This window comes from Advenella mandrilli (assembly GCF_016595155.1).
GTDB classification, from domain to species: Bacteria; Pseudomonadota; Gammaproteobacteria; order Burkholderiales; family Burkholderiaceae_B; genus Advenella; species Advenella mandrilli.
In genome coordinates this window covers 101,376-127,318 of the sequence record NZ_JAENGP010000009.1, presented here as the reverse complement: position 1 = coordinate 127,318, position 25,943 = coordinate 101,376, and the positions used below count along the sequence as shown (strand labels likewise).

The following is a 25,943-nucleotide window of genomic DNA, read 5'->3' as shown; positions in this document are numbered from 1 at the left end:
AACTTTTGTTTTGATATAAATAAAATCAAAAACAATCTGAAAGGAGAGTCGTTTTACAGTTTGAAACGTTTCAAATGTTATTAAATTTTAAAAGCCCTACGATTATGCAAGCTAATAATGATTTTTCATTGTCCCACATATTAATTATTGATAATGAAATACATGGACGCAATGCACTGATGAATATTCTGCGGGAAAAAAACTCCCGTATCAGTCATGCTTTTGATGGCTTACAGGGATACGAACGGGCGGTGGCAAATCGTCCCGACCTGATTCTTTCAAACATACAGTTGCCAAAACTGAATGGCGTAACGTTGTGCCGCCGCCTGAAAGCCAATCCGTTCACCAACGACATCCCCATGATTTTCTATGGCCAGGAAGAAAATCCCGAAAACAGGGTGGAAGCGTTCCGTAGCGGAGCGGTTGATTACATTCCCAACGATTGCTCCGACTTCGAAGTGGTTGCACGTATCGCCGTGCATTTGTCTTTGGCCAGTAAAAAACGCATGATTCAATCCATAGGCTTGAATCAGGGGCAGGACATGAATGAATTTTCCGCCTTTTCTTCTCAGCCCGTGGCCGGACAAGACGGCCTGGATGATGCCCTGGTGGTATCCATTGTGCAAAAATATGTTCAGGAACACCTTAACGAACCACTTTCCATCAGTCATTTGGCAGAAGTGGCCGGGATGCACGAAAAACGCCTGACCAAGGCTTTCCTGGATCATCTTAATATCAGTGTTTTCGAATTTGTACGCGATACCCGGATGCTCGAGGCAAAACGTTTGCTACTGGAAACCTCCCTGCGCACCCTGACTATTGCCGCAGAAATCGGCTATTCAAGTTCGGCTAATTTTTCTACGGCATTCCAGCAGTTTTACGGCGTTTCCCCCTCTGTATTCAGAAAATTCAAGGGTAATGTCGAAGAGGCCAGGCAGGCTGTTCACGCCTGATCATATCCGTTAACGGTAAGATGATGGTCTGGGTATCAAAAATTACAATAAACGGGGGGAGTAATGTTACTGACGCTGGCCATTTTATGTTTTTTTCAGGCAGTGGGAGAGTGGGTATCGGTGCTCTCGGGTTTACCAATACCCGGGCCGGTGCTGGGCATGGTGTTTTTGTTTATCACCCTGTTGCTGGAACCACGGTTAAACCACCATATTGCGGCGTCGTCCGAGCAACTGCTCAGATCCATGATGATCATGTTCATCCCCGTCTGTGTAGGTATCATGACCTCTTACACCCTGCTTAAGGGGCAGTGGCTGGCCCTGGTGGCCGCCATTGTCATCAGCACCGTTCTGGCCATGGCGGTGGGGGCACTGGTCATGCAAAAGGTCATGAAGCGCCTTGAAAAACAAGCCCGTGATCAGCAAAAGGCGGCTCCCGATGTTGAATGAATTCTGGCTTCCGTTTACCAAGACGCCGTTGTTTGGTATTTTGCTAACCTTGCTGGTGTATGCCCTGGTTGCCTGGCTGGCCAAAAAAAGCCGTTTTCATCCTTTGGTAAACCCCGTCGCCCTGTCTGTCGCCCTGATTGTGTCTTTTCTTGTGTACACCGATGTGGTTTACGAAGATTACATGGCTGGGGCACAATATATTTCATTTTTGCTTGGTCCTGCCACGGTTGCTCTTGCCGTTCCCTTGGCCAGGCAGCTTGAACACGTCAAAAAAGCCTGGTTGCCGCTGGTTTGCGGCTTGCTGGCGGGCTCGCTGGTGGCGGTGTTATCGGTGGTGCTGGTGGCGGTTATGTTGGGGGCCGAAGACGTACTGGTCATTTCTTTGGCACCCAAATCGGCAACCATGCCGATTGCCATGGGCGTTAGTGAAAAACTGGGTGGATTGGCTTCGCTGGCAGCGGTAGGCGTCATGGGAACCGGTGTCTTCGGTGTCATGAGTGCCCGTTATATTTTTAAAGTCATCCGGATCGAGTCACCGGAAATCCGGGGCTTCATGCTGGGTCTGACCGCGCACGGGATTGGCGTGGCGCGTGGTTTCCAGATCAGCAATGAAATAGGCACCTTTGCGGGCCTTGGCATGAGCCTGAACGGCTTGTTGACCGCTTTTTTGGTACCGGTGGTGGTCGCCCTGCATTTTTTCCTGTTCTAAACAGGCGTACTATAAGCTGCCGGCGGGTACCGTGCCAAGGCCGGCCAATGGCATGTTGCATCGCTGTTGCCGCTTAATGCTGGTGCAGTTGCTCTACCGCCGATACCGGAATCTGGTCCTGTTTTAGCAGGCCAAGCAGAAGCTGGCGCTGTTCGGCTGAAAGCATCTCCCGTTCCCTGAGCAATTGTTCAATTAAGAGTTGTTGCTGGTGCTCCTGCAAAAGGGCAATGGCATCACGCTCCGTTTCAATGGCTGTCCGGTTGGTGGGTTCCGCAAAAATGGCATCAATCATGGCGTTGCGATGATGCGCGATTTTAGTGGCGGCCTCGCCAAATTGAGTCAGGAACGGTTGTTCAATTTGCTGCCATTGCTGTTCCTGTTCTGCATCAAGTTGCAGATAGGCGGGCAGGCTTGTGGCAGTATTTGTGCTTTCGCTCCAGTAATGCCATCCCAAGGCCGCCAATACGCCGATGTTCAGGCAGAGGGAAATTATCAGTAATTTACGCAGGGAGTTCGTATTCATTGGGATCAGCTTCCTGTATTGCAAAGCGGGGTGCCGGCACAGATATTGCCTGGCGGTATCGAGTCAAAAACATTCATCGCCATCATTTTGACGGGTTCTTGTGGGGGGGCATTATACAGTTGCCCGCCAAATACCAGTCCCAGCGTCAGTGCCATGGCAGCCGATCCGGCCGGCAGCCACAGGCCACCCATCAGCCTGTCAAGCAGTGTATGAAGTGTGCGACCGGGTGGTGGCAAGGTTTTTATCTGCCTGCTAGCCTGAAGACGGCCTTCCAGCACATTGGCCAGATCAAAATTCAGTACCGGCTTGGGAATTTCCTGAAAAGCAACATGCAATTGTTGCAACTGTGCGAATTGTCCCGAACAAATGGGGCAGCGGTGTAAATGATCCTGCAGTTCGGCTTTTTCCTGACCAGATAAGGCCTGGTCCAGAAATGCGGATAAAGCAGTATTGCGTGGGCATTGTTTATGCATGACTTTCTCCTGTTTGCCGTTTGAACGCAGTTAAGGCGGCAACCCTGGCCCGGGCCAGGCGTGATTTGACAGTACCTTCGGAAATTTCCAGAATAGTGGCGATTTCGCTATAGGATAATCCTTCCAGTTCACGCAACAGTAAAATTTCCCTGTAATTCGGGTTGATGGTGTCCAGCGCCAGCAGCAGTTGCTGGTAATCCTGACTGTTGATCAGGCTGTCCTGCGGGCCGGCAGAGGTTTCAACCAGTTGCCGGTTTTCATCCTCTTCATCCAAAGAGGCAAATACCACGGCGTTGCGTCTTCTTAGGGCATCAATCGTGGTATTGCGGGCAATTTGCGTCAGCCAGGTAGAGAACTTGGCTTCGGGGCGCCAATCGGGTAATGCCTGCCATGCCTTGATGAATACATCCTGGGTCAGGTCGGTCGCCTCATCGGCAGAACCGCATAAATAGGTAATAAAACCAAAGATGCGGTTCTGGTGCGAACGTACCAGACTAGAGAAGGCAGCGGGGTCACCGGCTTGTGCACGGGTAACCAGCTGTTCTTCTGCTACTGATGAATGAGTGTCCGCCATGGTCTGTTTGCTAGTATCCTGGCCTAGTGGGCAGAAAACGACTCCCAGCCCGGGTGGTTGAAATACTCTCCGTAGGTATCCAGTGCCTTGACCATCTGAACAACACCTTCGCTGGGCGATTTGCCTTCGGTTTTGCCTTCGATGGTATTGGCACCATTGATAATCTCACCGATCAGTACGTGCAGGGTAATATCTGCATCCGGTTCAAGTTTGCAATTCTGGATCATGTATTCTATCTGTTCACCGGCGGTTTTGACCAGTGCCTGATATTCCGGCGCTTCAGTTTTACCTTCGTGGGCGGCTGGAACGGCCTTGCTGACGGCAGCATGAAGGGTTCCCATGCCCTTTTGCAAGGGGGCGTCAACGTCCCACTTCTGACCGTTATTCAGTTTCAGCTGGGCACTGGAGACCGAGTGTCCGTCATGGCTGTGGGCGCTGTCTGCCGCCATGGCCGGTGAAAGAGAGGCTGTGCCCAGAACCAGGGCATATGTGATGTTGCGGGCAAGACGGGAAAAATTTGAGGGTTTCATAATGATAACTCCGAACAGGTAAGGGATTTGGGCAATCGGTAAATGGCAGGTCTGACGTGGCCATTTGCCTGACGGCATGATGGTTGCCGTCTTGCTGTCTTAAACGAACGGGAGGCGCAAATGTTCCCGAAAAATACCGGAGTTGCATTTGTCTTGATCTGGATCAATATGCTTTTCCCTGATGGCAGGACATGAATGCCCGATGCTAGAATCAGGCCAATAATTATTCAAAATCAGGAGACAGGGTGCTAATCCAGAAGCCAACGTATGGGCAAACTCATCAGGAATTCAAATGGGAAATCCCGAAAAATTACAACATCGGGGTGGATGTATGCGATAAATGGGCCGATGGCAGCGGTCGCCTGGCCCTGATCCAGGAAAAATCGCCCACCGATATCAGTCGTTATACCTTTGACCAGCTTAAGCAATACTCTAACCAGTTTGCCCGCGTGCTGCAAAAAGCAGGCGTAGGCAAGGGTGACCGGGTGGGTATTTTGCTGGCGCAGGGAGTGGAAACGGCGATTGCCCACATTGCCGTGTACAAACTGGGGGCGATTGCGATTCCCCTGTTTTCCCTGTTCGGGATAGATGCTTTGCAGTACCGGCTGTCCAATTCGGGGGCCAGGGTGCTGGTGACCAACCATGAAGGCATGGAAAAGCTGGCGGATATACAGGAAAGCCTGCCCCGGTTGCAGGCGGTTTTCAATATTGATGCCGGGCAATCCGATCATCATGCCAAGGCTTTCTGGCCAACCCTGCAGCACGAAGCGGCCGACTTTACACCTGCGGACACGCTGGCTGACGACCCGGCCGTGATTATTTATACTTCTGGTACAACCGGCAAGCCCAAGGGTGCCTTGCATGCCCATCGGGTATTGCCGGGGCATTTGCCGGGGGTGGAAATGTCCCATGATTTTCTGTCGGGCAAAGACCGCGTGATGTGGACACCTGCCGACTGGGCCTGGATTGGTGGTTTGTTTGATGTCCTGATGCCCGCTTGGCACCACGGTATCCCGGTGGTGGCCTGCCGGTTTGAAAAGTTCACCGCCGAAGCAGCCTTTGCGCTGATGGAGCGGCACCAGGTAACCCATACTTTCCTGCCACCCACGGCACTGAAAATGATGCGCCATATTGAAAATCCGCAACGACGCTGGCGCCTGGGCTTGCGTACCATTGCCAGTGGCGGCGAATCCCTGGGGCTGGAGCTGATTGAGTGGGGTAAGCGCAATCTGGGAATCACCATTAACGAATTTTATGGCCAGACTGAATGCAATATGATTGTTTCCGCCTGTTCAGCCTTGTTTGAACCGCAGATTGGCAGTATTGGCAAGGCAGTGCCGGGGCATGTTCTGGACATTGTTGATGAACAGGGGAATGTCTTGCCCAACGGGCAGGAAGGCAATATTGGCGTGCTGACACCTGACCCGGTTATGTTTTTGGAATACTGGCAAAACCCCGAAGCGACCCGGGAAAAATTTGCCGGTGCCTATCTGGTGACCGGAGATATGGGTGTGCGTGACGCTAACGGCTTCATCCGCTTTGTAGGCCGTAACGATGACGTGATTACCAGTGCCGGTTACCGGATTGGCCCGGGGCCGATAGAAGACTGCATTCTGGGGCATCCGGCGGTAAGCATGGTGGCGGTGATTGGTATGCCCGATGCTGAGCGAACCGAAGTGGTGAGCGCTTTTGTGGTACTTAACGAGGGCGTTGCCCCAAGCGAGGAACTGAAAAAGGACATCCAGGCCCACGTGCGCCACCGGGTGGCGGCCCATGAGTATCCGCGCCAGGTTCACTTTGTGCGTGAGTTGCCCATGACCACTACCGGCAAAATCATTCGCCGGGAATTACGCCAGCAACGTTTTTAAATAACGGCCCGTATGGCTATTGGGGTGATTGGCAATATCTTGCGGGATACCTTCGGCCACAATGGTGCCACCGCCCTGGCCGCCTTCGGGTCCCATGTCCACGACCCAGTCGGCCGCCTTGATCACATCCAGGTTGTGTTCAATCACCACTACGGTATTGCCAGCGTCCACCAGTTGGTTAATCACGTCAAGCAACAAGGCAATATCGGCAAAATGCAGGCCGGTGGTGGGTTCATCGAGCACGTACATGGTCTTGCCCGTGCTGCGTTTGGACAGCTCCAGCGACAGCTTGATGCGCTGCGCCTCGCCACCGGAAAGCGTGGTTGCGCTTTGTCCCAGGCGGATATAGCTTAGGCCGACATCCATGAGGGTTTGTAGCTTGCGGGCAATCAGGGGAACCGCGTTAAAGTATTCAAGGGCCTTCTCTACGGTCAAGTCGAGGACATCGCTGATGGTGCGGCCACGGTAGCGGATTTCCAGGGTTTCCCGGTTATAACGCTTGCCATGACAGGTATCGCAGGGTACATACATGTCGGGCAGGAAATGCATTTCCACCTTGATCACGCCATCGCCCTGGCAGGTTTCACATCGCCCGCCCTTGACGTTAAAGGAAAAGCGGCCCGGATCATAGCCACGGGTACGGGCTTCGGGGGTGCCGGCAAACAATTCACGAATGGGGGTGAACAGGCCGGTATAGGTGGCTGGATTGCTGCGCGGGGTGCGGCCAATCGGGCTTTGGTCCACGTTGATGATTTTGTCGAAGTGTTCCAGCCCTTCGATATGGGAATAAGGGGCTGACGCTGACTGGGCACGATTCAGCTCTTTGGCCATAATAGTGGCCAGCGTATCGTTAATCAAGGTGGATTTTCCTGAACCGGAAACCCCCGAAATGCAGACCAGCTTGCCAACCGGAACACGTAAATTGACCGATTTCAGGTTGTTGCCGGTGCATCCGTACAGTTTCAGCCAGGGCTGCTCTGCGTCAAGGGGGCGGATGTTGCCGGCATTGATTTTTTGGCGGCCACTTAAATAATTGCCAGTTAGGGATTGCGGGTTGGCCTCAACTTCTTGGGGCGTTCCTTGGGCCATCACCCGGCCGCCATGTTCTCCGGCACCCGGGCCCATGTCAACCACCCAGTCGGCGGCCCGGATCATGTCTTCATCGTGTTCCACCACAATCACGCTATTGCCCAGGTCACGCAAGTGCTGCAGGGTATGGATAAGGCGGTCGTTATCACGCTGGTGCAAGCCAATAGAGGGTTCATCCAGCACATACATGACACCGGTCAGGCCCGAGCCGATCTGGCTGGCCAGGCGGATGCGCTGGGCTTCGCCACCGGAAATGGTGTCGGCGCTGCGATCCAGGGACAGGTAGTTCAGCCCCACATCATTCAGGAACTGCAGGCGCGACTGGATTTCCCGCACAATCCGGTTGGCGATTTCCTGCTTGGCACCGCTTAGTTGCAGCGCCTGGAACCATTCCAGACATTCGGAAAGCGCCATGGCTTCCACTTCAAAAATGCCCAGCCCGCGCTTGGCACCGTCCCGAACCTCGTCGCCAATCAATACATTGCGGGCATCAGCGCGCAGGCGTGAGCCTTGGCATTCGGGGCAGCTTTGCAGGGTGCGGTATTTGCCCAGTTCTTCGCGCACGGCACTGGAATCGGTTTCCAGCCAGCGTCTTTCCAGATTGGGAATAATCCCTTCGAAGGCATGGGTCTTGAAGGTGCTGCGTCCCTTGTTGTCCAGGTACAGGAAAGAAATTTCTTCTTCGGCAGAACCGTATAGCACGATGTGTTTTATGTTTTCGGGCAGGGATTCAAAGGCTTCGTCGATATCGAAATCGTAATGAATGGCCAGGCTGTGAAGCAGGGAATGGGTAAAGGCATTGCGCTTGTCCCAACCCTTGATGGCACCGCTGGCCAGGCTGAGCTCGGGAAAGGCGACAATTCGTTTGGGATCAAAAATATGCACATGTCCCAAACCATCACAGCGTGGACAGGCGCCAACCGGGTTGTTAAAGCTGAATAGCCGGGGTTCCAGTTCGGGCAGACTGTGATTGCAGACGGGACAGGCATAGCGGCTGGAAAAGGCGTGTTCAGTGTTTTCATCCAGATCCAGCACAATCACCCGGCCATCGGCCAGCTTGACCGCGGTTTCAATGCTTTCGGCCAGTCGCTGCTTGCTTTCTTCGCGTATTTTCAGGCGGTCAATCACTACGTCGATATTGTGCTTCTCGTTTTTGTTCAGGGGCGCAAGCTGTTCAAGCTCGATCATCGTGTCATCAATACGAACACGAATGAAGCCCTGGGCCTGGAACTGGGCAAATTCATCTTCAAAGCTGCCTTTGCGGTTGCGGGCAATGGGGGCCAGCAGGGCAATCCGGGTGTCGGGTTTCAAGGCCAGAATGAAATCCACCATTTGGGCCACGCTTTGGGCCTGTAACGGTTCTCCGTGTTCGGGGCAGTAGGGCGTGCCTACACGGGCAAATAGCAGGCGCAGGTAATCGTGGATTTCGGTAATGGTGCCAACGGTGGAACGCGGATTGTTCCCGGCTGATTTCTGTTCAATGGAAATGGCCGGTGACAGGCCCTCGATCAGGTCGACGTCGGGCTTGTCCATGAGTTGCAGGAACTGTCGTGCATAAGCCGACAGGCTTTCGACGTATCGACGCTGGCCTTCGGCATACAGGGTGTCAAAGGCCAGGGAAGACTTGCCCGAGCCCGACAGGCCGGTCATGACGACCAGCTTGTGACGGGGCAAATCAAGTGAAATATTCTTGAGATTATGTGTGCGGGCACCGCGGATGCGGATTGCATCCCTGTTGAAGTCACCGGTTGTGTCGGGGGATGTATCCATTACCATTGTTTAATAACTAGCTTCCAGTAAGATGAGTCTGGTTTTTGTCAGCGCAATATATAACTATAACGCAGTAAGCCAGTCTGCGTTACACTCTCATTAAGATATTCTCCAATTAGTTGGTTATTCATTGAATTCCTTACATGTCTATTAAACCCAGAATCAGCCGTCCTGATTCCCGTCATGCCCCCCGGCAACCACGGGAAAAACTCAAGCTCACACCTGTTGAAAGAAAAGCCAGCATTTCTCTGGCTTTATTATTTGCCGTGCGTATGCTGGGCCTGTTCCTGCTTACCCCCGTGTTTGCCGACGCCGCCAAAACCCTGACCAACGGCAACAATGCCGCCTTGGTGGGGGCGGCCATTGGCGCTTATGGGATTACCCAGGCCATTATGCAAATTCCGCTGGGTATGGTGTCCGATAAATTCGGCCGCCGTCCAGTGATCATATTCGGCATGTTGCTGTTTGTGATTGGCGGTATTGTTTGTGCCAATGCCGAATCAGTCACTACGGTCATTATTGGCCGGGCCATTCAGGGGTTTGGGGCGGTTTCCGCCGCCATTACTGCCTGGGTTGCTGATGCCACCCGCCCCGAAGTTCGTACCCGGGCCATGGCCATGGTGGGCGCTTCCATTGGTGTTTCCTTTGCTGTTTCACTGGTGCTGTCGCCCTTGCTGGTTGAATGGAGCGGCCTGCCGGGCCTGTTCTGGGTGATTAGCCTGCTGGGCTTTGTTTGCCTGCTGCTGGCCACCTTTATTGTGCCCGTGGTACCCATGCACGGCCAGGCGGTATCGCAACAGTCACGCATGGCCGATGTGTTCAAACACGCAGACTTGTTGCGTTTGAATTTTGGGGTTTTTTGCCTGCATTTTATTTTGATGTCCATCTTTGTGGTGGCGCCGCCCCTGTTAATGGAATTGGGTGGCTATCGCGTGGGTAATCTGTGGGAAGTGTATTTGCCGGTTATTCTGGTGGCTTTTGTGTTAATGGTACCGGCCGTTTTTTATACTGAAACCCGCCATATTCACAAATTAAGCCTTGAAATCTGTGTGGCTGCCTTGGCTGTGGTCATGGCCATCATGCCGCTGGCCAGCCAGTCTTTTGCCGCCACCATGATTGCTTTCGTGCTCTTTTTTATTGCATTTAATATTCTGGAAGCCTTGCAGCCTTCTATGGTTTCCCGGATCTCCCCCCCCGAACATAAAGGGCTGGCACTGGGGTTCTATAATATGTCCCAGGCACTAGGTGTTGCTGCAGGTGGCGCCATTGGCGGTTTGGTGGCCCGTTATGCGGGGCCTTCCAAAGTGTTCCTGCTGGGAGCATTGCTGGCGGCAGCCTGGTTCTTTGTATCAAGGGGCCTGAAAGGTTCTAGGCGATAGCCACAATGGTTATAATGCGCACATTATTCTTCGGTTAACCGGCCTGTTTTTTAAGATACGGGTCTGGTTCATACAAATTGTTAGGAAATTCTTATGGCATCAGTCAATAAAGTCATTTTAGTGGGCAATCTGGGGCGTGACCCTGAAGTCCGTTACAGCCCTGAAGGCGCTGCAATGTGCAATATTTCTATTGCCACCACGTCATCCTGGAAAGATAAAAATACCGGCGAACGCCGTGATGAAACCGAATGGCATCGCGTGACTTTCTTTGGTCGCCTGGCTGAAATTGCCGGCCAATACCTTAAAAAAGGCAGCGCCGTGTATGTGGAAGGCCGCATTAAAACACGCAAATGGCAAGACAAGGAAACCGGGCAAGACCGCTACTCTACCGACATCATTGCCGAGCAGATGCAAATGCTGGGTGGCCGTGCAGATTCAACCAGCCCGGATGATGGCGGCTTCAGTGACTCTTATTCTGCACCGCGCCAGCAACCGCAGCGCGCACCGCAAAGCCAGCGTCCGCAGGCACCGGCCAGCGGCCCTGCCGCCAATATCATGGATATGGATGACGACATTCCGTTCTAGGTCTGTAGCATTAATAAAATAATGAAGTAACGTAAACAAACCCCTGTCATCTCTTTCGGTGCGGGGGTTTTTTATTGTTGACAGGGTCTGAAGGAAAATCCTGGCGAATGTCTAGAATGTCTAGAATGTCTAAAAGTGTAGACATTCCTAGACATTGCCTTTCCCTTTGTGAAGATTGGCTGAAATTTTCAAGATTAAAAAAGGGGCATCTAATCTGCATTAGATGCCCCTTTTTATTATCAGCCGTTAAGCTGTTATTACCCTTCAGGCTGTTTTATCTGCCTCTTGCTGAACCAGATGATGTGGTGAACGGGCCCGTGGGTGCATAAAGAAATGCCCTTTGGGTGCGTTCTGTGACGTGATTGGTACCAATGTCACACTGGTTTTCTTGCCGCGTTTATCATGAATGGCATAAATAATAAAGGGCAGGAGAGCGACAATCAGGAAGCTGACCACCAGCAAGGTCACGTAGGATTCATCGGCACTGACGCCAGGTAGTGAGCTTGGTGGGAAAAACGAGATGATAAACGCGAGCACGGAGATGATGAACCCGGTTGAAGCGACCGCGATCTTGACACGATTGCCACCAGGAATATTGAACGTGCGTTTCTTTTCAGGATGCTTGCGTACCAGATTGATATACCCAAGGAACAGCAGGAAATAGCTGCACAGGTAGATCACTACGGTAAGCGCCAGCGCGATCAGGAACGACATGTTTCCACCGCCACCACCGGTATTGGTTAGCACAATAATGGCCACCGTTGTAATCAGGAGCTGAGAAATAACCAGCGCAACGGGTACGCCATTTTTGTTGACTTTAGAGAACTTGGCCGGCAGGATGCCTTTTTGCGCGGTGACATACATACCGCGTGAAGGCCCGACAATCCATGAGGCGATTTCAGCCAGCACGCCCAGCATCAGCAATGCTGCAATAACCCGTACTGCCCATTCAAAACCCGGGCCAAAATGGTTGATCAGGACATTGAAGGTTTGGACCACACCGGCAGACAGGTTGATATCGGCATGAGGAATAACCGAAGCCACCGAAAGGCCGCCAATAGAGCTTAGGCAAATGGCGGCAATCATCAGGAGCAACATGGCCATCGGGTAGTCACGGCCGGGGTTTTTCATCTCGTTCACGTGGGTTGCAGAAGCTTCAACACCCATATAGCTCAGGATGAAGGCCACAAAAACGACCAGTGTGCCGATTTGGGTGAAATCAGGAAAGAAGGTGGCCGAACTGATTTCAATGGCCAGGGGCGCACCGCTGGACAAATAGCTGATCGCAAGCGCGACAAGGATGAGTGCAGGTAACAGGATGCCGGCAAAAAAACCGATTTTGGCAATTTGTGCGGTATATTTGGTGCCGCCAAACTGCGAAAAGGCAAGGGCCCAAAGGATGATCAGGGCCGCAATGGTTTTGGTGAGCGGATCGGTATTAAGCGCTGGCCAGTTTAAAATATAAGAAAGTGCTCCCAGGACGAAATACAGCATGGGGATGAAGCCGACAGCGATTTGCAGATAGCCGAAGGAGATGGCGGCAAAACCCCATCTTTCGCCCAGTGTATTGGATACCCAGGTAAATACACCACCTTCTTCCCAGCCTTCGACGGTGGCCATTTCCGCCGCACACAGGCCAACCGGAATAAACCATAAAAGTCCGCCAAGCAGCAGGAAACATACCAGACTGAAGCCGGATGTTGCAAAGGTGGGATATTCATAAACGGCCATCACCATAGAGGCGGTAATGGCAAAGAATCCTAGCAAGGAGAGTTGTTTGCTAGTAGTGGGAGCAGATGGTTTCATGATCGCTGTCTCAGTTAGATTATCCGTGGTTAAAACCAGCGCCTTCCTTTTCAGTCAATGGATGGGAAACAGGGTGCTTTTCAAAATAGTCGAGCGCCCGTTTCATGTCTTCGATTAGCAGGCTGCCAAGGTCTTTGCTAACGCCGTGACGGACAAGAATACGCTGGATGACCAGGTCTTCGCGGTTGGCCGGCATGGAGTAAGCGGGAACCTGCCAGCCACGGCTACGCAGTCGATCGGCGAAATCATAAAGCGTGTAACCACCGATAGCCTGGTCTTCTTTCAGTTTCCAGGCCAGGGCAGGAATGCCTTTTTGGCTGTCGCCATCGAAGAGAATTTCGAATGGGCCCATTTTGCCAATTTCTTCTGCCATATATTGCGCGGTTGCATAGCAGGCATTATGGATTTTGGCATAGCCTTCACGGCCCAGACGCAGGAAATTGTAGTATTGCGCAATGATCTGGCCGCCAGGACGGGAGAAGTTCAAGGCAAAGGTGGGCATATCGCCACCCAGGTAATTGACATTGAAAATCAATTCTTTGGGCAAGTCGGACGCTTCACGCCAGACAACCCAGCCGGCACCCAGAGGAGCCAGGCCAAATTTGTGGCCTGATGTATTGATGGATTTGACGCGGGGCAGGCGGAAGTCCCATTCGATATCGGGGGCGCAAAAAGGAGCCAGGAAACCGCCGCTGGCGCCGTCTACGTGCATGGGGATATCCAGGCCGGTTTCCTGCTGAAGTTTGTCAAGCGCATCGTGCACCGCTTTGACTGGTTCGTATTGGCAGGTAAAAGTAACGCCCAGGGTAGGCACCACACCGATGGTGTTTTCATCAACGCGCTTGAGCACTTCTTCGGGGCTCATGATCAGGCGATCGCCCTCAAGCGGAATTTCACGCAATTCAACATCAAAATAACGGGCAAATTTATGCCAGCAAATTTGTACCGGGCCGCAAATAAGGTTGGGCTTGTCGGTTGACTTTCCTTGTGCCAGGCGTTTTTTGCGCCAGCTCCATTTTAGGGCCAGGCCGCCCAGCATGGCCGCTTCGGAAGAACCGGTGGTAGAGCAACCCAGCGTGTTTTCGGCATCGGGAGCGTGCCACAAGTCGGCGATCATTTTCACGCAACGTGACTCAATTTCAGCGGTTTGCGGATATTCATCCTTGTCGATCATGTTTTTGTCGATAGACAGGTCCATGAGATCGCGGATTTCCTCATCGACCCAAGTTTGGCAAAAGGTGGCCAGGTTCTGCCGTGAATTGCCATCCAGCATTAACTCATCGCGAACCGCTGCAAAAACATTTTGCGGATTGCGTTCTTGAGTTGGAAATTTGGATTTGGGAAGGGCGGTTGAAAGTTCCAGCGATGAATACACATCGTCAATTTGATTAAAGCTCGTAGATGGATTTTTAGTCATGTTTTACTATCCTAAGTGCGAACGTGTTGAGAAAACTTAAATTGAAGCGTGGATTTTTACCATTAGTAATAATATAGACGAAATACTGTGATTTCATGACAAAAACTTTGGTTTTAAAATACCGACTTTATATTTTAATCTTTCAATAGTATGGATATATTAATATATATCTATAGGGGTATTTGCTTAGACAAAACAGGGGGCCGCCTGAATAGATAAGAATTGTTGATTTTCGGCCCGCTTCATGTTTGAAGAAAAGTAAATGGTCTTTGTTCAATGAAAAACAATGAGCTCCGGATGATCGGCGTTCTTGAGAATCCGTTTCACCCTGTCTTGCCATTGCAGGGCAAACTGCTGGCGTTGTTCTGGTGTGGCCGATGGTGCCAGGCAATTAAATAGCGCAGGCATAAGTTCTGGGGAAGCGGGTACGACCGCTGAATTGAAGCTCACGGTAACCTGGGCACTGGTGTCCAGGCGCTGGAATTTGATGGTTCCTTCATGAGGCACGTTAAAATCCAGCAGGTTGCGACGGTCAAATTGGCCTTTCAGGCCCTTGAAACCGTTATCGGTGGTGGCGCCGGTAATAAAGGACACCACATTGGCGATGACACCGGTCACGCCGTTTAGCTGGCTGTCACTGAATGCCACTTTAATGGCGCCCCGTTCGGGCAGCTCGGTACCATACAGTTTTTGCAAGGCCTTGAGGGTCATCAGGTAGGCACCGGCAACGGTGGGGCAGGAATGTCCGGCCAGTTTGACAATATCCGGATAGGTATATTCAATAACGCCATCGCTGGCCGCTCCCAGAAATTCAGCCAGCGGATCACGCAAACTGATGGTGGGAACCTGATTAAAAAAAGATGGGAAACTCATAAGGCAACTCCTTTGACAGGGTAGATGTTTATTACTTGACTAATATAGTCAAATATAGCTTGTTTGGCCTTGAAAGCAGCCAGAAGCCAGTATGAAAGCATGGCTATTTCCAGGGTTGAACAAGCCTGTGCCAGATGGCGGTTTAAGGGTGGGACGGGTTGGGTGAAAATTAAACCCCTTCAATATTACTGAAGTTCGGGCTATCCTGTGAATAAGTAAATACAGGTCTAATGACACAGGCCTAATGAAACTTCACAATAACAGGAAAACCCATGTTAAGAGTTGGTATTCACAGCGATTTGCATACTGAATTCAGTGCGTGCACCATTGCCAATTTGCCGGCGCTGGATGTCCTGGTGCTGGCAGGAGATATTGGCAACCTGTTGTCAGTCAGTCATTTCCTGGGCACGATCAGGAATGCGGCGCCTGAATTGCCCGTTCTGTATGTACTGGGCAATCATGAATACTATGGACTGGAGTTTGCCAAGGCCAAACAGCAATACCGCCAGCTTTGTGACCGTTACCGGGTCACCCTGCTGGATAATGAAGGGGTGCAAATAGATGATGTGCTGTTTGTGGGAAGTACGCTATGGAGCGATTTTTCACTGGCCGGTCAGGCCGATATCTCTATGCTTTGGGCGCGTAATAAAATTCCCGATTACCGCAAAATACACCGTTATTCAGCCGATGGCAGCCTGGTGGCCATGCAGCCGGCCGATACGGTGGAAGAATATAAAAAAGCCCGCGCCTTTATTCAAGAATCCCTGTTGTCAGAAAACCAGACAGTCAGGAAAAAAGTGGTGATCTCGCATTTCCTGCCAGCGTTTGAATTGCTTGCCCCAGGCTATCGCCAGAATGCCGATGCCCTGATCCAGAGTGCCTATTGGGCCACGGATATCCCGCAGCTGCATCAACTGGCCGATGACTGGATTTACGGGCACAGCCACGATTGTATTGAAACCACCGTGGGAACCACCCGCTTTCTGTCAAACCAGCGGGGCTACAGTAAAGTCATGAATAAGGCACAAAGTGCGGATTACCAGCGCGATTACTGTATAGAGGTCTAATTCTTTGTTTTTCAAATGGCCTCAGATATACTGTCCCCAATATATTGCTCAAGAACTGGAGCCATGTCACCTTCACTATAGGAAAAACCATGAAATCACGTGCCGCAGTTGCCTTTGAACCAGGCAAACCTTTGCAAATTGTCGAGATTGATGTTGAGCCGCCCCGTAAAGGCGAGGTGCTGGTCAAAATCACCCATACCGCCTTGTGCCATACCGATGCCTATACCCTGTCAGGGGTGGATCCGGAAGGTGTTTTTCCGGCCGTCCTGGGTCATGAAGGCGGCGGTATCGTGGTGGAAGTGGGCGAGGGGGTAACCAGCGTTAAACCGGGCGACCATGTGATTCCGCTTTATACGGCAGAATGCGGCAAGTGCAAATTCTGCACATCGGGTAAAACCAACCTGTGTTCTTCCGTTCGGGAAACCCAGGGCAAAGGCCTGATGCCCGACGGCACCACCCGTTTCAGCTATAACGGCCAGCCTATTTACCATTACATGGGCACCAGCACGTTCAGCGAGTACACGGTGGTTGCCGAAGTGTCGCTGGCCAAGGTTAACCCCGAGGCACCGCTTGAAAAAGTCTGTTTGCTGGGCTGTGGTGTGACCACCGGTATTGGGGCCGTGCATAATACGGCCAAGGTCAAGGAAGGTGACACGATTGCCGTGTTTGGCCTGGGTGCCATCGGCCTGGCCGTCATCCAGGGTGCCGTGCAGGCCAAGGCCGGTCGCATTATTGCCATTGACACCAACCCCAATAAATTCATTCTGGCCAAAGAGCTGGGCGCCACCGACTGCGTTAATCCCAAAGATCATGACCGTCCCATCCAGGAAGTCATTGTTGACATGACCGATGGCGGGGTTGATTTCAGTTTTGAATGTATTGGTAATGTCGACGTGATGCGTTCAGCCCTGGAATGTTGCCATAAGGGCTGGGGCGAAAGCGTGATTATTGGTGTGGCAGGGGCCGGTCAGGAAATTTGCACCCGTCCGTTCCAGCTGGTAACCGGTCGCGTGTGGCGTGGCAGTGCCTTTGGTGGTGTAAAAGGACGTACCCAGCTGCCCGGTATGGTAGAACAGGCCATGGCGGGTGAACTGGATCTTGATCCATACATTACCCACACCTTGCCGCTGGAACGCATTAATGAGGCGTTTGACTTGATGCACGAAGGTAAATCCATTCGTACCGTGATTCATTATTAAGGCTTAATTTGGCTGCCTGGCAAACAGGCTGGTTTTAGTGCAAAAGCGGCGTTGCCCCGGCAGAGATGACCGGCAGGCAACGCCGCTTTTTTATTTTTGAATTCACGCACGTAACAGGGAAGCTGGAAACCACCTCCTGAACGCTTGGCGTTAGGTGGCGGTAGTTCATTGGAACAAGGTTTTATATTATTTTTGGTAATATGGAAATTATTATTTGGTCGTTCCTATGTATATGTCTCTTTGTTATTCTTGCTTCAACCTTACGCTAATAACTTTCAGTTGCTAACTAAACAATCACTGTGGGTAAAAAAGAATAAAGGTACCTGCAAAATTTACTTATTTGAACGAGATAACCACTATGTTGAAGAAAATAATTCTGGCTGTGGCAACGGTGTCCGCTTTTTCTGCAACGGCAGCACAAGCCCAGGAAAATTCAATCCTGAATGCTTCTTATGATGTTGCCCGCGAGCTGTTTGGCGCCATTAACCCCAAGTTTGTTGAGTACTGGAAAGCCAAAACGGGCGAGGACGTGAAGATTGACCAATCATTTGCGGGTACTTCCCGCCAGGCCCAGGATATTGTCCAGGGTAAAAAAGTGGATGTCGTCACTTTCAATCAGGTGACCGACATTAACTTTCTGGAAAAAAACGGCCTGGTTAAAGAAGACTGGCAAAAAGCCTTTGCCAACAATAGCTCACCTTACTACAGCACGATTGCTTTCCTGGTGCGTGAGGGCAATCCAAAAAACATCAAATCCTGGGATGACCTGGTCCGTGAGGATGTAAAAGTGGTTTTCCCCAACCCGAAAACGTCCGGCAATGCCCGTTACTCTTACCTGGGCGCCTGGTTGTACGCCAATGAAAAATTCAATGGCGATGAAGAAAAAGTGAAGGAATTTGTCGGCAAATTGCTGGGCAATGTGGTTAACTTCCCCACCGGTGGCCGGGCCGCAACGGTTGCCTTTGCACAAAACGAACAGGGCGATGCATTACTGTCTTTTGAGTCTGAAGTCATTAATATTGCCAATGACAAAGAATATAAAGCCAAGGGTTTTGAAGTGGTGGTGCCCCCGGTTTCTGTGCTGGCCGAATTCCCGGTGGCCATTGTAGACAAAGTGGCTGACAGCCGTGGTTCACGCGAATTGGCAAAAGAATACCTGGAGTTCCAGTACAGCAAGGATATCCAGGAGCTGTTAACCACGTTCAACCTGCGTGTGAATAATCCTGAAGTGGTCAAGGCAACAGAAGGCCAGTATGCACCGGTGCGTACCATTAATCCAACCGATGTGTTGGGGTCATGGAATGAAATCCAGCAAAATCATTTTGCTTCTGGCGGTATACTTGACGACTTGTTATCCAAGCGTCGCTAATTAAGTATTCTTGATGTCAACCACATTCTCATTTTTTAAACGGACACCGTTGTTGCCGGGCTTTGGCCCGACCTTCGGTTTTTCCGTTTTATATATCAGCCTGATCATCCTGATTCCCCTGTCAACCCTGCTTATTTACGTTAGCGGGATGACATGGGCCGAGTATTGGGGGGCGATTACCAACCCGCGCGTGCTAAGCAGTTACCGGGTAACGATTCTGGGTGCCTTGTATTCAACCATCCTGGTTTGCTTGATCGGGTTTTTGTTTGCATGGATTATTACCCGCTATGAATTTCCCGGCAAACGGCTGCTTGATTCTTTAATGGATTTGCCGTTTGCCCTGCCAACCGCGGTTGCCGGGCTAACCCTGTCGGCCCTGTTTGCACCCAGTGGCTGGATCGGGCAGTGGTTTGCCGGCGTGGGCATCAAAATTTCCTATGCTTTCCCGGGGATTGTACTGGCCATGATTTTTACCAGTATTCCTTTCATTGTGCGTTCGGTGCAGCCCGTGCTGGAAGACCTCAAGGGCGAATACGAGGAAGCCGCTTCCATGTTGGGGGCAGACAAATGGCAGACATTTTCCCGGGTGCTGTTTCCGGCGGTGCGTCCGGCCCTGATTGCCGGCGCTTCACAGGCGTTTATCCGCAGCCTGGGTGAGTTCGGTGCCGTCATCATGATTGCCGGCAATATTCCTTTTGAAACCGAAGTGACATCATTGATGTTATTTGTGCGCTTGCAAGAATTTGAATACCCTGCGGCAGCCGCAATTGCTTCTGTGGTCCTTATTGCATCGCTGTTATTGCTGTTTGTATTGCAGTGGTGGCAAAGCCGTTTCCTTGATAAATACGAAGACAGATAGAAGATAACGATGAGTGGACAGAAACCGGATTCTTTTGGGCAGTGGTTCCTGATTGGCTTGGGCATTGTGCTGGCCATTGTGTTACTGGTGTTGCCCCTGGCGCTGATTTTCACGATGGCCCTGGGTGATGGCCTGGCCGCCATGTTGAGTAACCTGAGCGAAGATTATATGTTGCATGCGATTAGCCTGACCGTGCTGGCAGCAGTGGTGGCGGTGCCGGTTAATATTGTGTTTGGCATTATGCTGGCCTGGTGTATTACCCATTACGAATTCAAGGGAAAAAGGCTGTTGCAGGCTCTGGTGAATATTCCTTATGCCACTTCGCCAGTGGTGGCCGGTTTCTGTTACCTGATCCTGTTTGGCCGGGAAAGCGCCTTGGGACAATGGCTGTCGGCCAATGATATCCAGGTGGTGTTTGCCTGGCCTGCCATTGTATTGGTGACGGTATTTGTGACCTCACCCTATGTGGCCCGTATTTTAATTCCGCTTATCAGGGCGCAGGGGCTGGATGAAGAAGTGACCGCCCTAACGCTGGGTGCCAATGGCTGGCAAATCTTTACCAAGGTGACCTTACCCAATATTAAATGGGGCCTGTTGTACGGGGCCGTCTTGAGCAATGCCCGTGCGGTGGGTGAATACGGCGCGGTGGCGGTGGTGTCCGGTACCATCATGAACCAGACCCTGACCCTGCCATTGCTGGTAGACCAGTTAAATAACGATTACAAAGTGGCGGCGGCCTTTACCGCTGCCAGTGTGCTGGCCCTGATGGCCCTGATGACCTTGTTCCTTAAAATCCTGATGGAGTGGCTGCAAAAGCGTAAAGAAGCGCGTCATATTCAGCCGGTTCCCGGTCGGGGATAAAACCGGTTTTTTAAACCGCTAACAGGCGCGGCCGCGCTGCATTAGTTAGCCGGCCCCACAAGAAGTGCTTAAACCCACCGTTCCAGCATCCCGATGATGCCGGCAAGGGCCAGATAAGGCCCAAAGCGGATCAGGTTGCCGGCCTTGTGTTTGCCACGCAGGCGCTGTACCAGTACCACGACTAATGAGAGTGCGGTGGCAAAAACCAGCATCATGGGCAGGAACATCCAGCCAAGCCAGGCCCCCAGCGCGGCCACCAGCTTGAAGTCGCCAAATCCCATCCCTTCGGTTTGGGTAATGCGTAAAAATACCTGGTAAAGCAGCCACAGGAACAGATAACCGCCCGCAGCACCCAGGACAGCATGCTCAAGCGGCACGAAAGTGTCATTGATATTGACCAGCAAACCGGCCCATAGCAGGGGAAGGGTCAGTCGGTCGGGTAGCAGACTGGTTTCGGCATCAATCCAGGCCAGACTGAGCAAAACCAGGATGAAGCCAATACTGGCCAGGGCGGCAAAGCTGCTGCCAAAAAACCAGCAGAAAAGTGCGGCCATCAGTGGGCCAAGTACCATGAACAGATTGCGAATCCGGAAGTGCCAGGCGGGTACCTGCAGGGGAATATCCGGATCAATCGTGCGGGGCAAAACATAGGCGGCCCGGCTTAGCCAGAAACAGGCCGCCAGTGCAAGCAGGGTGGTTACTAACATGGCAAGCAGCGGGTCATTGATCAGGTTGGTCCACATGGGTTATTTCCGTATTGGTGTTTTGCCACAAGGCATTGAGTATAAAGGGGTGATTTTAACGGATTTGTCGTTGTATGCAGGGAACAGCCCGGGCAGATTTGCCCTGTCTGGTGAATCTGGCACAAAAACACGGTGTTTTATGGGGTAATATTCTGGTTGCCCTGGTGAATTGGCCTGTGAATAGACGGTTTGGCAGGATAGTAAGAATTTTGAAAACATAAAAAAGGAGACCGCATGTTTCAACTGAAAAAAACCACACTTTGCCTGGCATTGTCATTGGGTACCTGGTCATTATCACAGGCCGCCGAGCCCATCAAGGTTGGGGTGGCGCTGGATATTTCGGGCCCTTTCGCGGCCATTGGGGTTGAAACCCGCGATGGTCTTGAACTGGCGGTTGAGCAACTGGGCGGCAAGCTGGGTGGGGTAGAGGCCCAGTTCCTGCAAACCGATTTTGCCGGTAACCCCCAGCAGGCCAACCAGCTGGCCAACCGTTTCATCCAGAAAGACAAGATTGATTTTTTTACTGGTCCGGTGGCTTCCAATGCCGCGCTGGCGGTTGGCCCGGCCCTGTTTGCGGCTAAAGTACCCTTTCTTTCCAGCAACCCTGGCCCCAGCCAGTTTGCCGGCAAGCAATGCAGCCCGTATTTTTTTGGTGTTTACCAAAACGACACCTACGATGAAGCGGCCGGTGTGCTGGCCAACGAGGCCGGCTATAAAAATGCCGTCATCATTGCGCCCAATTATCCGGCTGGCAAAGACCACCTGGGTGGTTTCAAGCGCACCTATAAAGGTGACATAAAAGAAGAAATTTATACCCGAGTTGGCCAAATTGATTACGCCGCCGAAATTGCCCGTATCCGTTCTGAAAAACCGGATGCTGTGTACCTGTTCCTGCCGGGCGCCATGGGTATCAACTTCGTCAAGCAGTTTGTGGGGGCGGGCCTGAAAGACATTCCGTTGGTGGCCCCTGGCTTTTCTGCCGACCAGGACGTGATTGCCGCGGTGGGTGATGCCGTGGAAAACATGCAAAACACGGCGCACTGGGCGCATGATCTGGATAACCCGGCCAATAAGGCATTTGTGCAGGCGTTCCGTGACAAATACAAGCGCTATCCCACCGTGTATGCCGCCCAGTCTTATGATGTGGTCATGGCCATGGATGCGGCGGTACGTGATGTCAACGGCAATGTCCAGGATCGTGATGCCCTGGTGGCGGCCCTTAAAAATGCCAATTTCAATTCCGTACGTGGCGACTTCAAATATGGGGCCAACAATTATCCTATCCAGAATTATTATGTTCGCAAGATTGGCAAGAATGCCAATGGTGAATTAACCAATATTCTGGTGAAAACCATTTTGCCAAACCATCAGGATGCCTATGTGGCTGAATGCAAGATGTAATCGGCGTTCAGTTTACAAACGGAAGTATTGATGGATGTGATTTTTGTATTTGAGCAATTGCTTAACGGGGTTGGCTACGGCCTGATGCTGTTTTTGCTGGCCGCTGGCCTGACCCTGGTGTTTGGCATCATGGATACGCTTAATCTGGCGCATGGTTCGCTGTACATGGTGGGTGCCTATCTGGCGGCCCGGGTACACGAGGCCAGCGACAGTTTCATGCTGGCTATTGTGGTCGCGGTGGCCGGGACAAAAATACTGGCTTTGCTGGTGGAAGTTCTGGTGATGCGGCAGCTTTACCGGCGGGACCATCTTTCCCAGGTGCTGGCCACGATCGGCCTGATCATGATTGCCGATGATGCGGTAAGAGCCATCTGGGGACCTTCGCCCATTATGGCACCCACACCGGCCTGGCTGTCGGGGCCGGTAACGCTGTTTGGTGTCCTGCCTTACCCGTCTTACCGGCTGATGCTGATTGCGGTGGGGCTGCTGGTGGTACTGGGCTTGTATTTGTTGGTTAACCATACCCGCCTTGGCATGATTGTACGGGCGGGGGCTTCCAACCGGCGCATGGCCGAACTCATGGGGGTGCGCGTAGACCGCGTGTTTTCATTTGTGTTCATTCTGGGTGCCGGCCTGGCCGCGTTGGCCGGAGCCTTAATGGGGCCCATCACCTCGGTGCAAATTGGCATGGGTGATGCCATCCTGATTCCGGCGTTGGTGGTGATTGTGATTGGTGGTATTGGTTCTGTCAGGGGCGCTTTTGTGGCGGCCTTACTGGTGGGTCTTATCGACACTGCCGGGCGGGCATTTCTGCCGCCGTTGTTGCATCTCATGTTGCCCCCCGATCTGGCGGCAGACCTGGGTTCGGGGCTGGCCAGTATTGCCATGTATATTTTGATGGCCACCGTACTGGCGCTTAAGCCGTCCGGTCTTTTTCCGGCAAGGGGCTGAGTAATGCAAAATAACCATCAAGTCACGTTGCCCGTGGTGCCATTTCAGTTCAAATACCGGCGGGAAAGCAGGCTGTCTTTGTGGATGCCCTGGCTGGTGTTGTTCCTGCTGGCGGTATTTCCGCTGGTGGCACCCTTGCTGGGGCTGGAATATTATGTGGGCTTTGTGCAAAGGCTCATGATTTACAGCATTGCTGTTAGCAGCCTGAATTTTTTAATTGGCTATGGGGGCATGGTGGCGCTGGGACATGCCGGTTTTCTGGGCATTGGCGCCTATACACTGGTGGCCCTGCTTGATAGCGGGCAAGATTCCGTGTGGTTGGCCTGGGCGCTGGCCATGGGGGTGTCGGGCCTGTTTGCCCTGCTCATTGGCAGCATCAGCATCCGTACCCGTGGCATGTATTTCATCATGATTACATTGGCATTTGCGCAAATGCTGTATTACCTGGCGGTATCGTTCAACCGCTATGGCGGTGAAGACGGTTACGGCATTTACACCCCGCTTTCGCTGGGCGGCTGGTTAAATAACATTCCCCATGCCCTGTACTGGGTCGTATTGCTGATTGCCGGCCTGGTGTTTGCCATGGGCAGCCGGGTGGCCCGTTCACGGTTTGGCCTTGCCTTGCAGGGCATTCGTGATAATGAAGTGCGCATGGGTTCCATGGGCTATCCGGTGTATGCCATTCGTTTGCTGGCCTTCGTGGTGGCGGGTGCGTTTGCCGGGCTGGCCGGTGCCATGCTGGCCGTTAATAATAATTTTGTCAGTCCGTCCATGATGTCGTTTGGTGAATCGGCCGGCTTGCTGGTCATGGTAATTCTGGGCGGCATGGGGCATCGCTGGGGCCCGGTATTGGGGGTTGCGGTGTGGCTGACCCTGGCCGAAGTGCTTAAACTTTATACCGATTACTGGCACTGGCCTATGGGCCTGATCCTGTTGCTGTCCGTATTTCTGCTCCCGGCAGGGTTGGCGGGTGGCAGTCGCCAAAGGGTGATTAAATGAGTTTGCTGCAAGTGCAAGGCCTGGTTAAACGGTTTGGTGGCTTGTTGGCGACCGATAAGGTTGATCTTGGCGTAGAAGCAGGTGAAATCCATGCCTTAATCGGCCCGAACGGGGCCGGTAAATCCACCCTGGTAAACCTGGTGTCTGGATTGTTTGCGCCCGATGAGGGCACGATAACCCTGGATGGGGTTGAGCTGGCTGGCCAATCAATGAACCAGCGGGTGCGCTATGGTTTGTCCCGCTGTTTTCAGGTCACCAGCATATTTCCCGATCAAACCGTATTTGCCAATTTAATGCTGGCGGCCCAGGCGCATGAAGGGTCCAGTTTCCGCTTTTTTGGCTTGCGAGACCATGAAACCCAGCTGCATCAGCGGGCGCTGGCACTGGCTGAAAAAACCGGGCTGGGTAATTGCCTGAGCGTAATGGCCGGCACCTTGCCGCATGGTGTGCAACGCAAGCTGGATGTGGCGCTGGCCCTGGCCTCACGGCCTAAACTGTTGCTGCTTGATGAACCTATGGCCGGGATGGGCCCCGAAGACTCTTTGCAAATGATTGCATTGATTCGCCGCCTGCGACAGGAATGTGCCATTTTGCTGATTGAACACGACATGGATGCGGTTTTTCAGTTGGCTGACCGGATCTCTGTCCTGGTATATGGCCGTGTCTTGACTTCGGGTAACGCCGCCCATATTCAAGGCCACCCACAAGTGCAGGCGGTTTATCTGGGTACCGGAGAGCAGGCATGAGCGTAACCCCCTTGCTGAGTTGTAAAAACCTGAATGCCGGCTATGGCGCCAGCCAGGTCCTGTTTGAAGTGGGTTTTGATATTCATGCCGGTGAAACCATGACCTTGCTGGGTCGTAACGGCATGGGCAAAAGCACCACCATTAAATCTATCATGGGTGATATTCGCAGCAAGTCGGGTGACATCCATTTTAATGGCCGGCCGGTGCAGTCCCTGAAGGCAGACGCGATTGCCCGCCTGGGTATGGCGATTGTGCCCGAAGGACGCATGTGTTTCCCCAACCTGACCGTCCGCGAGCATTTGCTGGCCTTTGCCGACAAACGCAACGGGCGGGCTGATGGTTGGGATATTAATCGTATTTATACCCTTTTCCCCCGCCTGAAAGAACGTGCCTCACATATGGGCAACCAGCTTTCTGGGGGCGAGCAGCAAATGCTGGCCATTGGCCGGGCCCTGTCCACCAATCCGCGCCTGCTGATTCTGGATGAAGCTACCGAGGGGCTGGCCCCTGTTATTCGGGATGAAATCTGGGCCTGTCTTGCCAAATTGCGGCAAGAGGGCCAAACTACACTTATTGTTGATAAATACTTGGAAAAATTGCTGTCGCTGGCCGACCGCCATGTGATTCTGGAGCGTGGTCGTGTGGTATGGCAGGGCTCATCAGCCAGCTTGGCGGATAATCGTAGTCTCTGGTCGCGTTATTTGGGTGTTTAATTATCTTCCTGTGCCTAATAGACGGTAAACACAAGGAGC

25 protein-coding genes are annotated in these 25,943 nt (G+C 52.3%); 16 read left to right on the top strand and 9 right to left on the bottom strand.

Features of this window, described 5'->3' with window-relative positions:
• The first annotated feature begins 74 nt into the window (after window positions 1-74).
• The 3 genes from JHL22_RS09070 to JHL22_RS09060 all read left to right on the top strand — a co-directional run bounded on the left by JHL22_RS09070 (window position 75) and on the right by JHL22_RS09060 (window position 2,109).
• Complete coding sequence (locus JHL22_RS09070; RefSeq protein WP_329610658.1) at window positions 75-953, top strand: response regulator transcription factor; 879 nt, start codon at window positions 75-77, stop codon at window positions 951-953.
• Between the two features lie 63 nt (window positions 954-1,016).
• The gene (locus JHL22_RS09065) at window positions 1,017-1,400 is read left to right on the top strand and encodes a CidA/LrgA family protein (protein ID WP_200236194.1); all 384 of its coding nucleotides are present in this window, start codon (window positions 1,017-1,019) and stop codon (window positions 1,398-1,400) included.
• The gene (locus JHL22_RS09060; protein ID WP_200236192.1) at window positions 1,390-2,109 is read left to right on the top strand and encodes an LrgB family protein; all 720 of its coding nucleotides are present in this window, start codon (window positions 1,390-1,392) and stop codon (window positions 2,107-2,109) included. The genes JHL22_RS09065 and JHL22_RS09060 overlap by 11 nt, the downstream gene beginning before the upstream one ends.
• A gap of 73 nt (window positions 2,110-2,182) precedes the next feature.
• Here JHL22_RS09060 and JHL22_RS09055 read toward each other — a convergent pair whose 3' ends face one another.
• Genes JHL22_RS09055 through JHL22_RS09040 form a run of 4 tightly spaced genes read right to left on the bottom strand, consistent with a single transcriptional unit; the run spans window position 2,183 to window position 4,209 of the window.
• On the bottom strand, window positions 2,183-2,632 hold the full coding sequence (locus JHL22_RS09055) for a periplasmic heavy metal sensor (protein WP_200236190.1): 450 nt from the start codon (window positions 2,630-2,632) through the stop codon (window positions 2,183-2,185).
• Between the two features lie 5 nt (window positions 2,633-2,637).
• Entirely contained in the window at window positions 2,638-3,105 is a 468-nt protein-coding gene (locus JHL22_RS09050; RefSeq protein ID WP_200236188.1) for an anti-sigma factor family protein, read from the bottom strand.
• Window positions 3,098-3,679 (bottom strand): RNA polymerase sigma factor, encoded by a 582-nt coding sequence (locus JHL22_RS09045; RefSeq protein WP_200236186.1) that lies wholly within the window; start codon window positions 3,677-3,679, stop codon window positions 3,098-3,100. The genes JHL22_RS09050 and JHL22_RS09045 overlap by 8 nt, the downstream gene beginning before the upstream one ends.
• Window positions 3,680-3,702: 23 nt before the next feature.
• Window positions 3,703-4,209, bottom strand: coding sequence for a hypothetical protein (locus tag JHL22_RS09040; RefSeq protein ID WP_189384692.1), 507 nt, complete (start codon window positions 4,207-4,209; stop codon window positions 3,703-3,705).
• A 245-nt stretch (window positions 4,210-4,454) separates the two neighbouring features.
• Here JHL22_RS09040 and JHL22_RS09035 point away from each other — a divergent pair, with 245 nt between their 5' ends.
• Window positions 4,455-6,077, top strand: coding sequence for an acyl-CoA synthetase (locus JHL22_RS09035; protein ID WP_200236184.1), 1,623 nt, complete (start codon window positions 4,455-4,457; stop codon window positions 6,075-6,077).
• On the opposite strand, the gene uvrA is transcribed toward JHL22_RS09035, so the two are convergent.
• Window positions 6,057-8,936, bottom strand: a complete 2,880-nt coding sequence (gene uvrA, locus JHL22_RS09030; protein WP_200236182.1) for an excinuclease ABC subunit UvrA — start codon at window positions 8,934-8,936, stop codon at window positions 6,057-6,059. The genes JHL22_RS09035 and uvrA overlap by 21 nt on opposite strands.
• Window positions 8,937-9,079: 143 nt before the next feature.
• Between uvrA and JHL22_RS09025 the strand changes: the two genes are divergently transcribed.
• Both JHL22_RS09025 and ssb read left to right on the top strand, forming a co-directional pair.
• Window positions 9,080-10,315, top strand: a complete 1,236-nt coding sequence (locus JHL22_RS09025; RefSeq protein ID WP_200236180.1) for an MFS transporter — start codon at window positions 9,080-9,082, stop codon at window positions 10,313-10,315.
• A 93-nt stretch (window positions 10,316-10,408) separates the two neighbouring features.
• A complete protein-coding gene (gene ssb / locus JHL22_RS09020; protein WP_200236178.1) occupies window positions 10,409-10,900 on the top strand; it encodes a single-stranded DNA-binding protein in 492 nt (163 codons plus the stop codon).
• 264 nt (window positions 10,901-11,164) lie between these two features.
• Here ssb and gadC read toward each other — a convergent pair whose 3' ends face one another.
• The 3 genes from gadC to JHL22_RS09005 form a co-directional block, all read right to left on the bottom strand.
• The gene (gene gadC, locus JHL22_RS09015; protein ID WP_200236176.1) at window positions 11,165-12,706 is read right to left on the bottom strand and encodes a glutamate/gamma-aminobutyrate antiporter; all 1,542 of its coding nucleotides are present in this window, start codon (window positions 12,704-12,706) and stop codon (window positions 11,165-11,167) included.
• A gap of 19 nt (window positions 12,707-12,725) precedes the next feature.
• Window positions 12,726-14,123, bottom strand: coding sequence for a glutamate decarboxylase (gene gad / locus JHL22_RS09010; protein WP_200236174.1), 1,398 nt, complete (start codon window positions 14,121-14,123; stop codon window positions 12,726-12,728).
• Window positions 14,124-14,396: 273 nt separating this feature from the next.
• Window positions 14,397-14,996, bottom strand: coding sequence for an FmdE family protein (locus JHL22_RS09005; RefSeq protein ID WP_200236172.1), 600 nt, complete (start codon window positions 14,994-14,996; stop codon window positions 14,397-14,399).
• A 272-nt stretch (window positions 14,997-15,268) separates the two neighbouring features.
• Here JHL22_RS09005 and JHL22_RS09000 point away from each other — a divergent pair, with 272 nt between their 5' ends.
• From JHL22_RS09000 to cysW, 5 genes are all read left to right on the top strand, one after another.
• Window positions 15,269-16,063: a metallophosphoesterase gene (locus JHL22_RS09000; protein ID WP_200236170.1), complete on the top strand. Its 795-nt coding sequence runs from the start codon at window positions 15,269-15,271 to the stop codon at window positions 16,061-16,063.
• An 89-nt stretch (window positions 16,064-16,152) separates the two neighbouring features.
• Entirely contained in the window at window positions 16,153-17,262 is a 1,110-nt protein-coding gene (locus JHL22_RS08995; protein ID WP_200236168.1) for an S-(hydroxymethyl)glutathione dehydrogenase/class III alcohol dehydrogenase, read from the top strand.
• 358 nt (window positions 17,263-17,620) lie between these two features.
• A complete protein-coding gene (gene cysP, locus JHL22_RS08990; RefSeq protein ID WP_200236166.1) occupies window positions 17,621-18,631 on the top strand; it encodes a thiosulfate ABC transporter substrate-binding protein CysP in 1,011 nt (336 codons plus the stop codon).
• A gap of 13 nt (window positions 18,632-18,644) precedes the next feature.
• Window positions 18,645-19,490 carry a sulfate ABC transporter permease subunit CysT gene (cysT, locus tag JHL22_RS08985; protein WP_200236163.1) on the top strand — a complete coding sequence of 282 codons (846 nt, stop codon included), beginning with the start codon at window positions 18,645-18,647 and terminating at the stop codon, window positions 19,488-19,490.
• A gap of 9 nt (window positions 19,491-19,499) precedes the next feature.
• Window positions 19,500-20,351 carry a sulfate ABC transporter permease subunit CysW gene (cysW, locus tag JHL22_RS08980; protein ID WP_200236161.1) on the top strand — a complete coding sequence of 284 codons (852 nt, stop codon included), beginning with the start codon at window positions 19,500-19,502 and terminating at the stop codon, window positions 20,349-20,351.
• 68 nt (window positions 20,352-20,419) lie between these two features.
• On the opposite strand, the gene JHL22_RS08975 is transcribed toward cysW, so the two are convergent.
• Entirely contained in the window at window positions 20,420-21,094 is a 675-nt protein-coding gene (locus JHL22_RS08975; protein WP_200236159.1) for a prepilin peptidase, read from the bottom strand.
• Window positions 21,095-21,328: 234 nt separating this feature from the next.
• On the opposite strand from JHL22_RS08975, the gene JHL22_RS08970 reads away from it, so the two are divergent.
• From JHL22_RS08970 to JHL22_RS08950, 5 genes are read left to right on the top strand one after another with little or no spacing between them, the layout of a single operon-like run.
• A complete protein-coding gene (locus tag JHL22_RS08970; protein ID WP_200236157.1) occupies window positions 21,329-22,495 on the top strand; it encodes an ABC transporter substrate-binding protein in 1,167 nt (388 codons plus the stop codon).
• Window positions 22,496-22,525: 30 nt separating this feature from the next.
• A complete protein-coding gene (locus JHL22_RS08965; protein WP_200236155.1) occupies window positions 22,526-23,446 on the top strand; it encodes a branched-chain amino acid ABC transporter permease in 921 nt (306 codons plus the stop codon).
• A gap of 3 nt (window positions 23,447-23,449) precedes the next feature.
• The gene (locus JHL22_RS08960) at window positions 23,450-24,445 is read left to right on the top strand and encodes a branched-chain amino acid ABC transporter permease (protein WP_234041215.1); all 996 of its coding nucleotides are present in this window, start codon (window positions 23,450-23,452) and stop codon (window positions 24,443-24,445) included.
• Window positions 24,442-25,191: an ABC transporter ATP-binding protein gene (locus tag JHL22_RS08955; RefSeq protein ID WP_200236154.1), complete on the top strand. Its 750-nt coding sequence runs from the start codon at window positions 24,442-24,444 to the stop codon at window positions 25,189-25,191. Before JHL22_RS08960 ends, JHL22_RS08955 begins: the two co-directional genes overlap by 4 nt.
• A complete protein-coding gene (locus JHL22_RS08950; RefSeq protein WP_200236152.1) occupies window positions 25,188-25,904 on the top strand; it encodes an ABC transporter ATP-binding protein in 717 nt (238 codons plus the stop codon). Before JHL22_RS08955 ends, JHL22_RS08950 begins: the two co-directional genes overlap by 4 nt.
• Window positions 25,905-25,943: the final 39 nt, after the last annotated feature.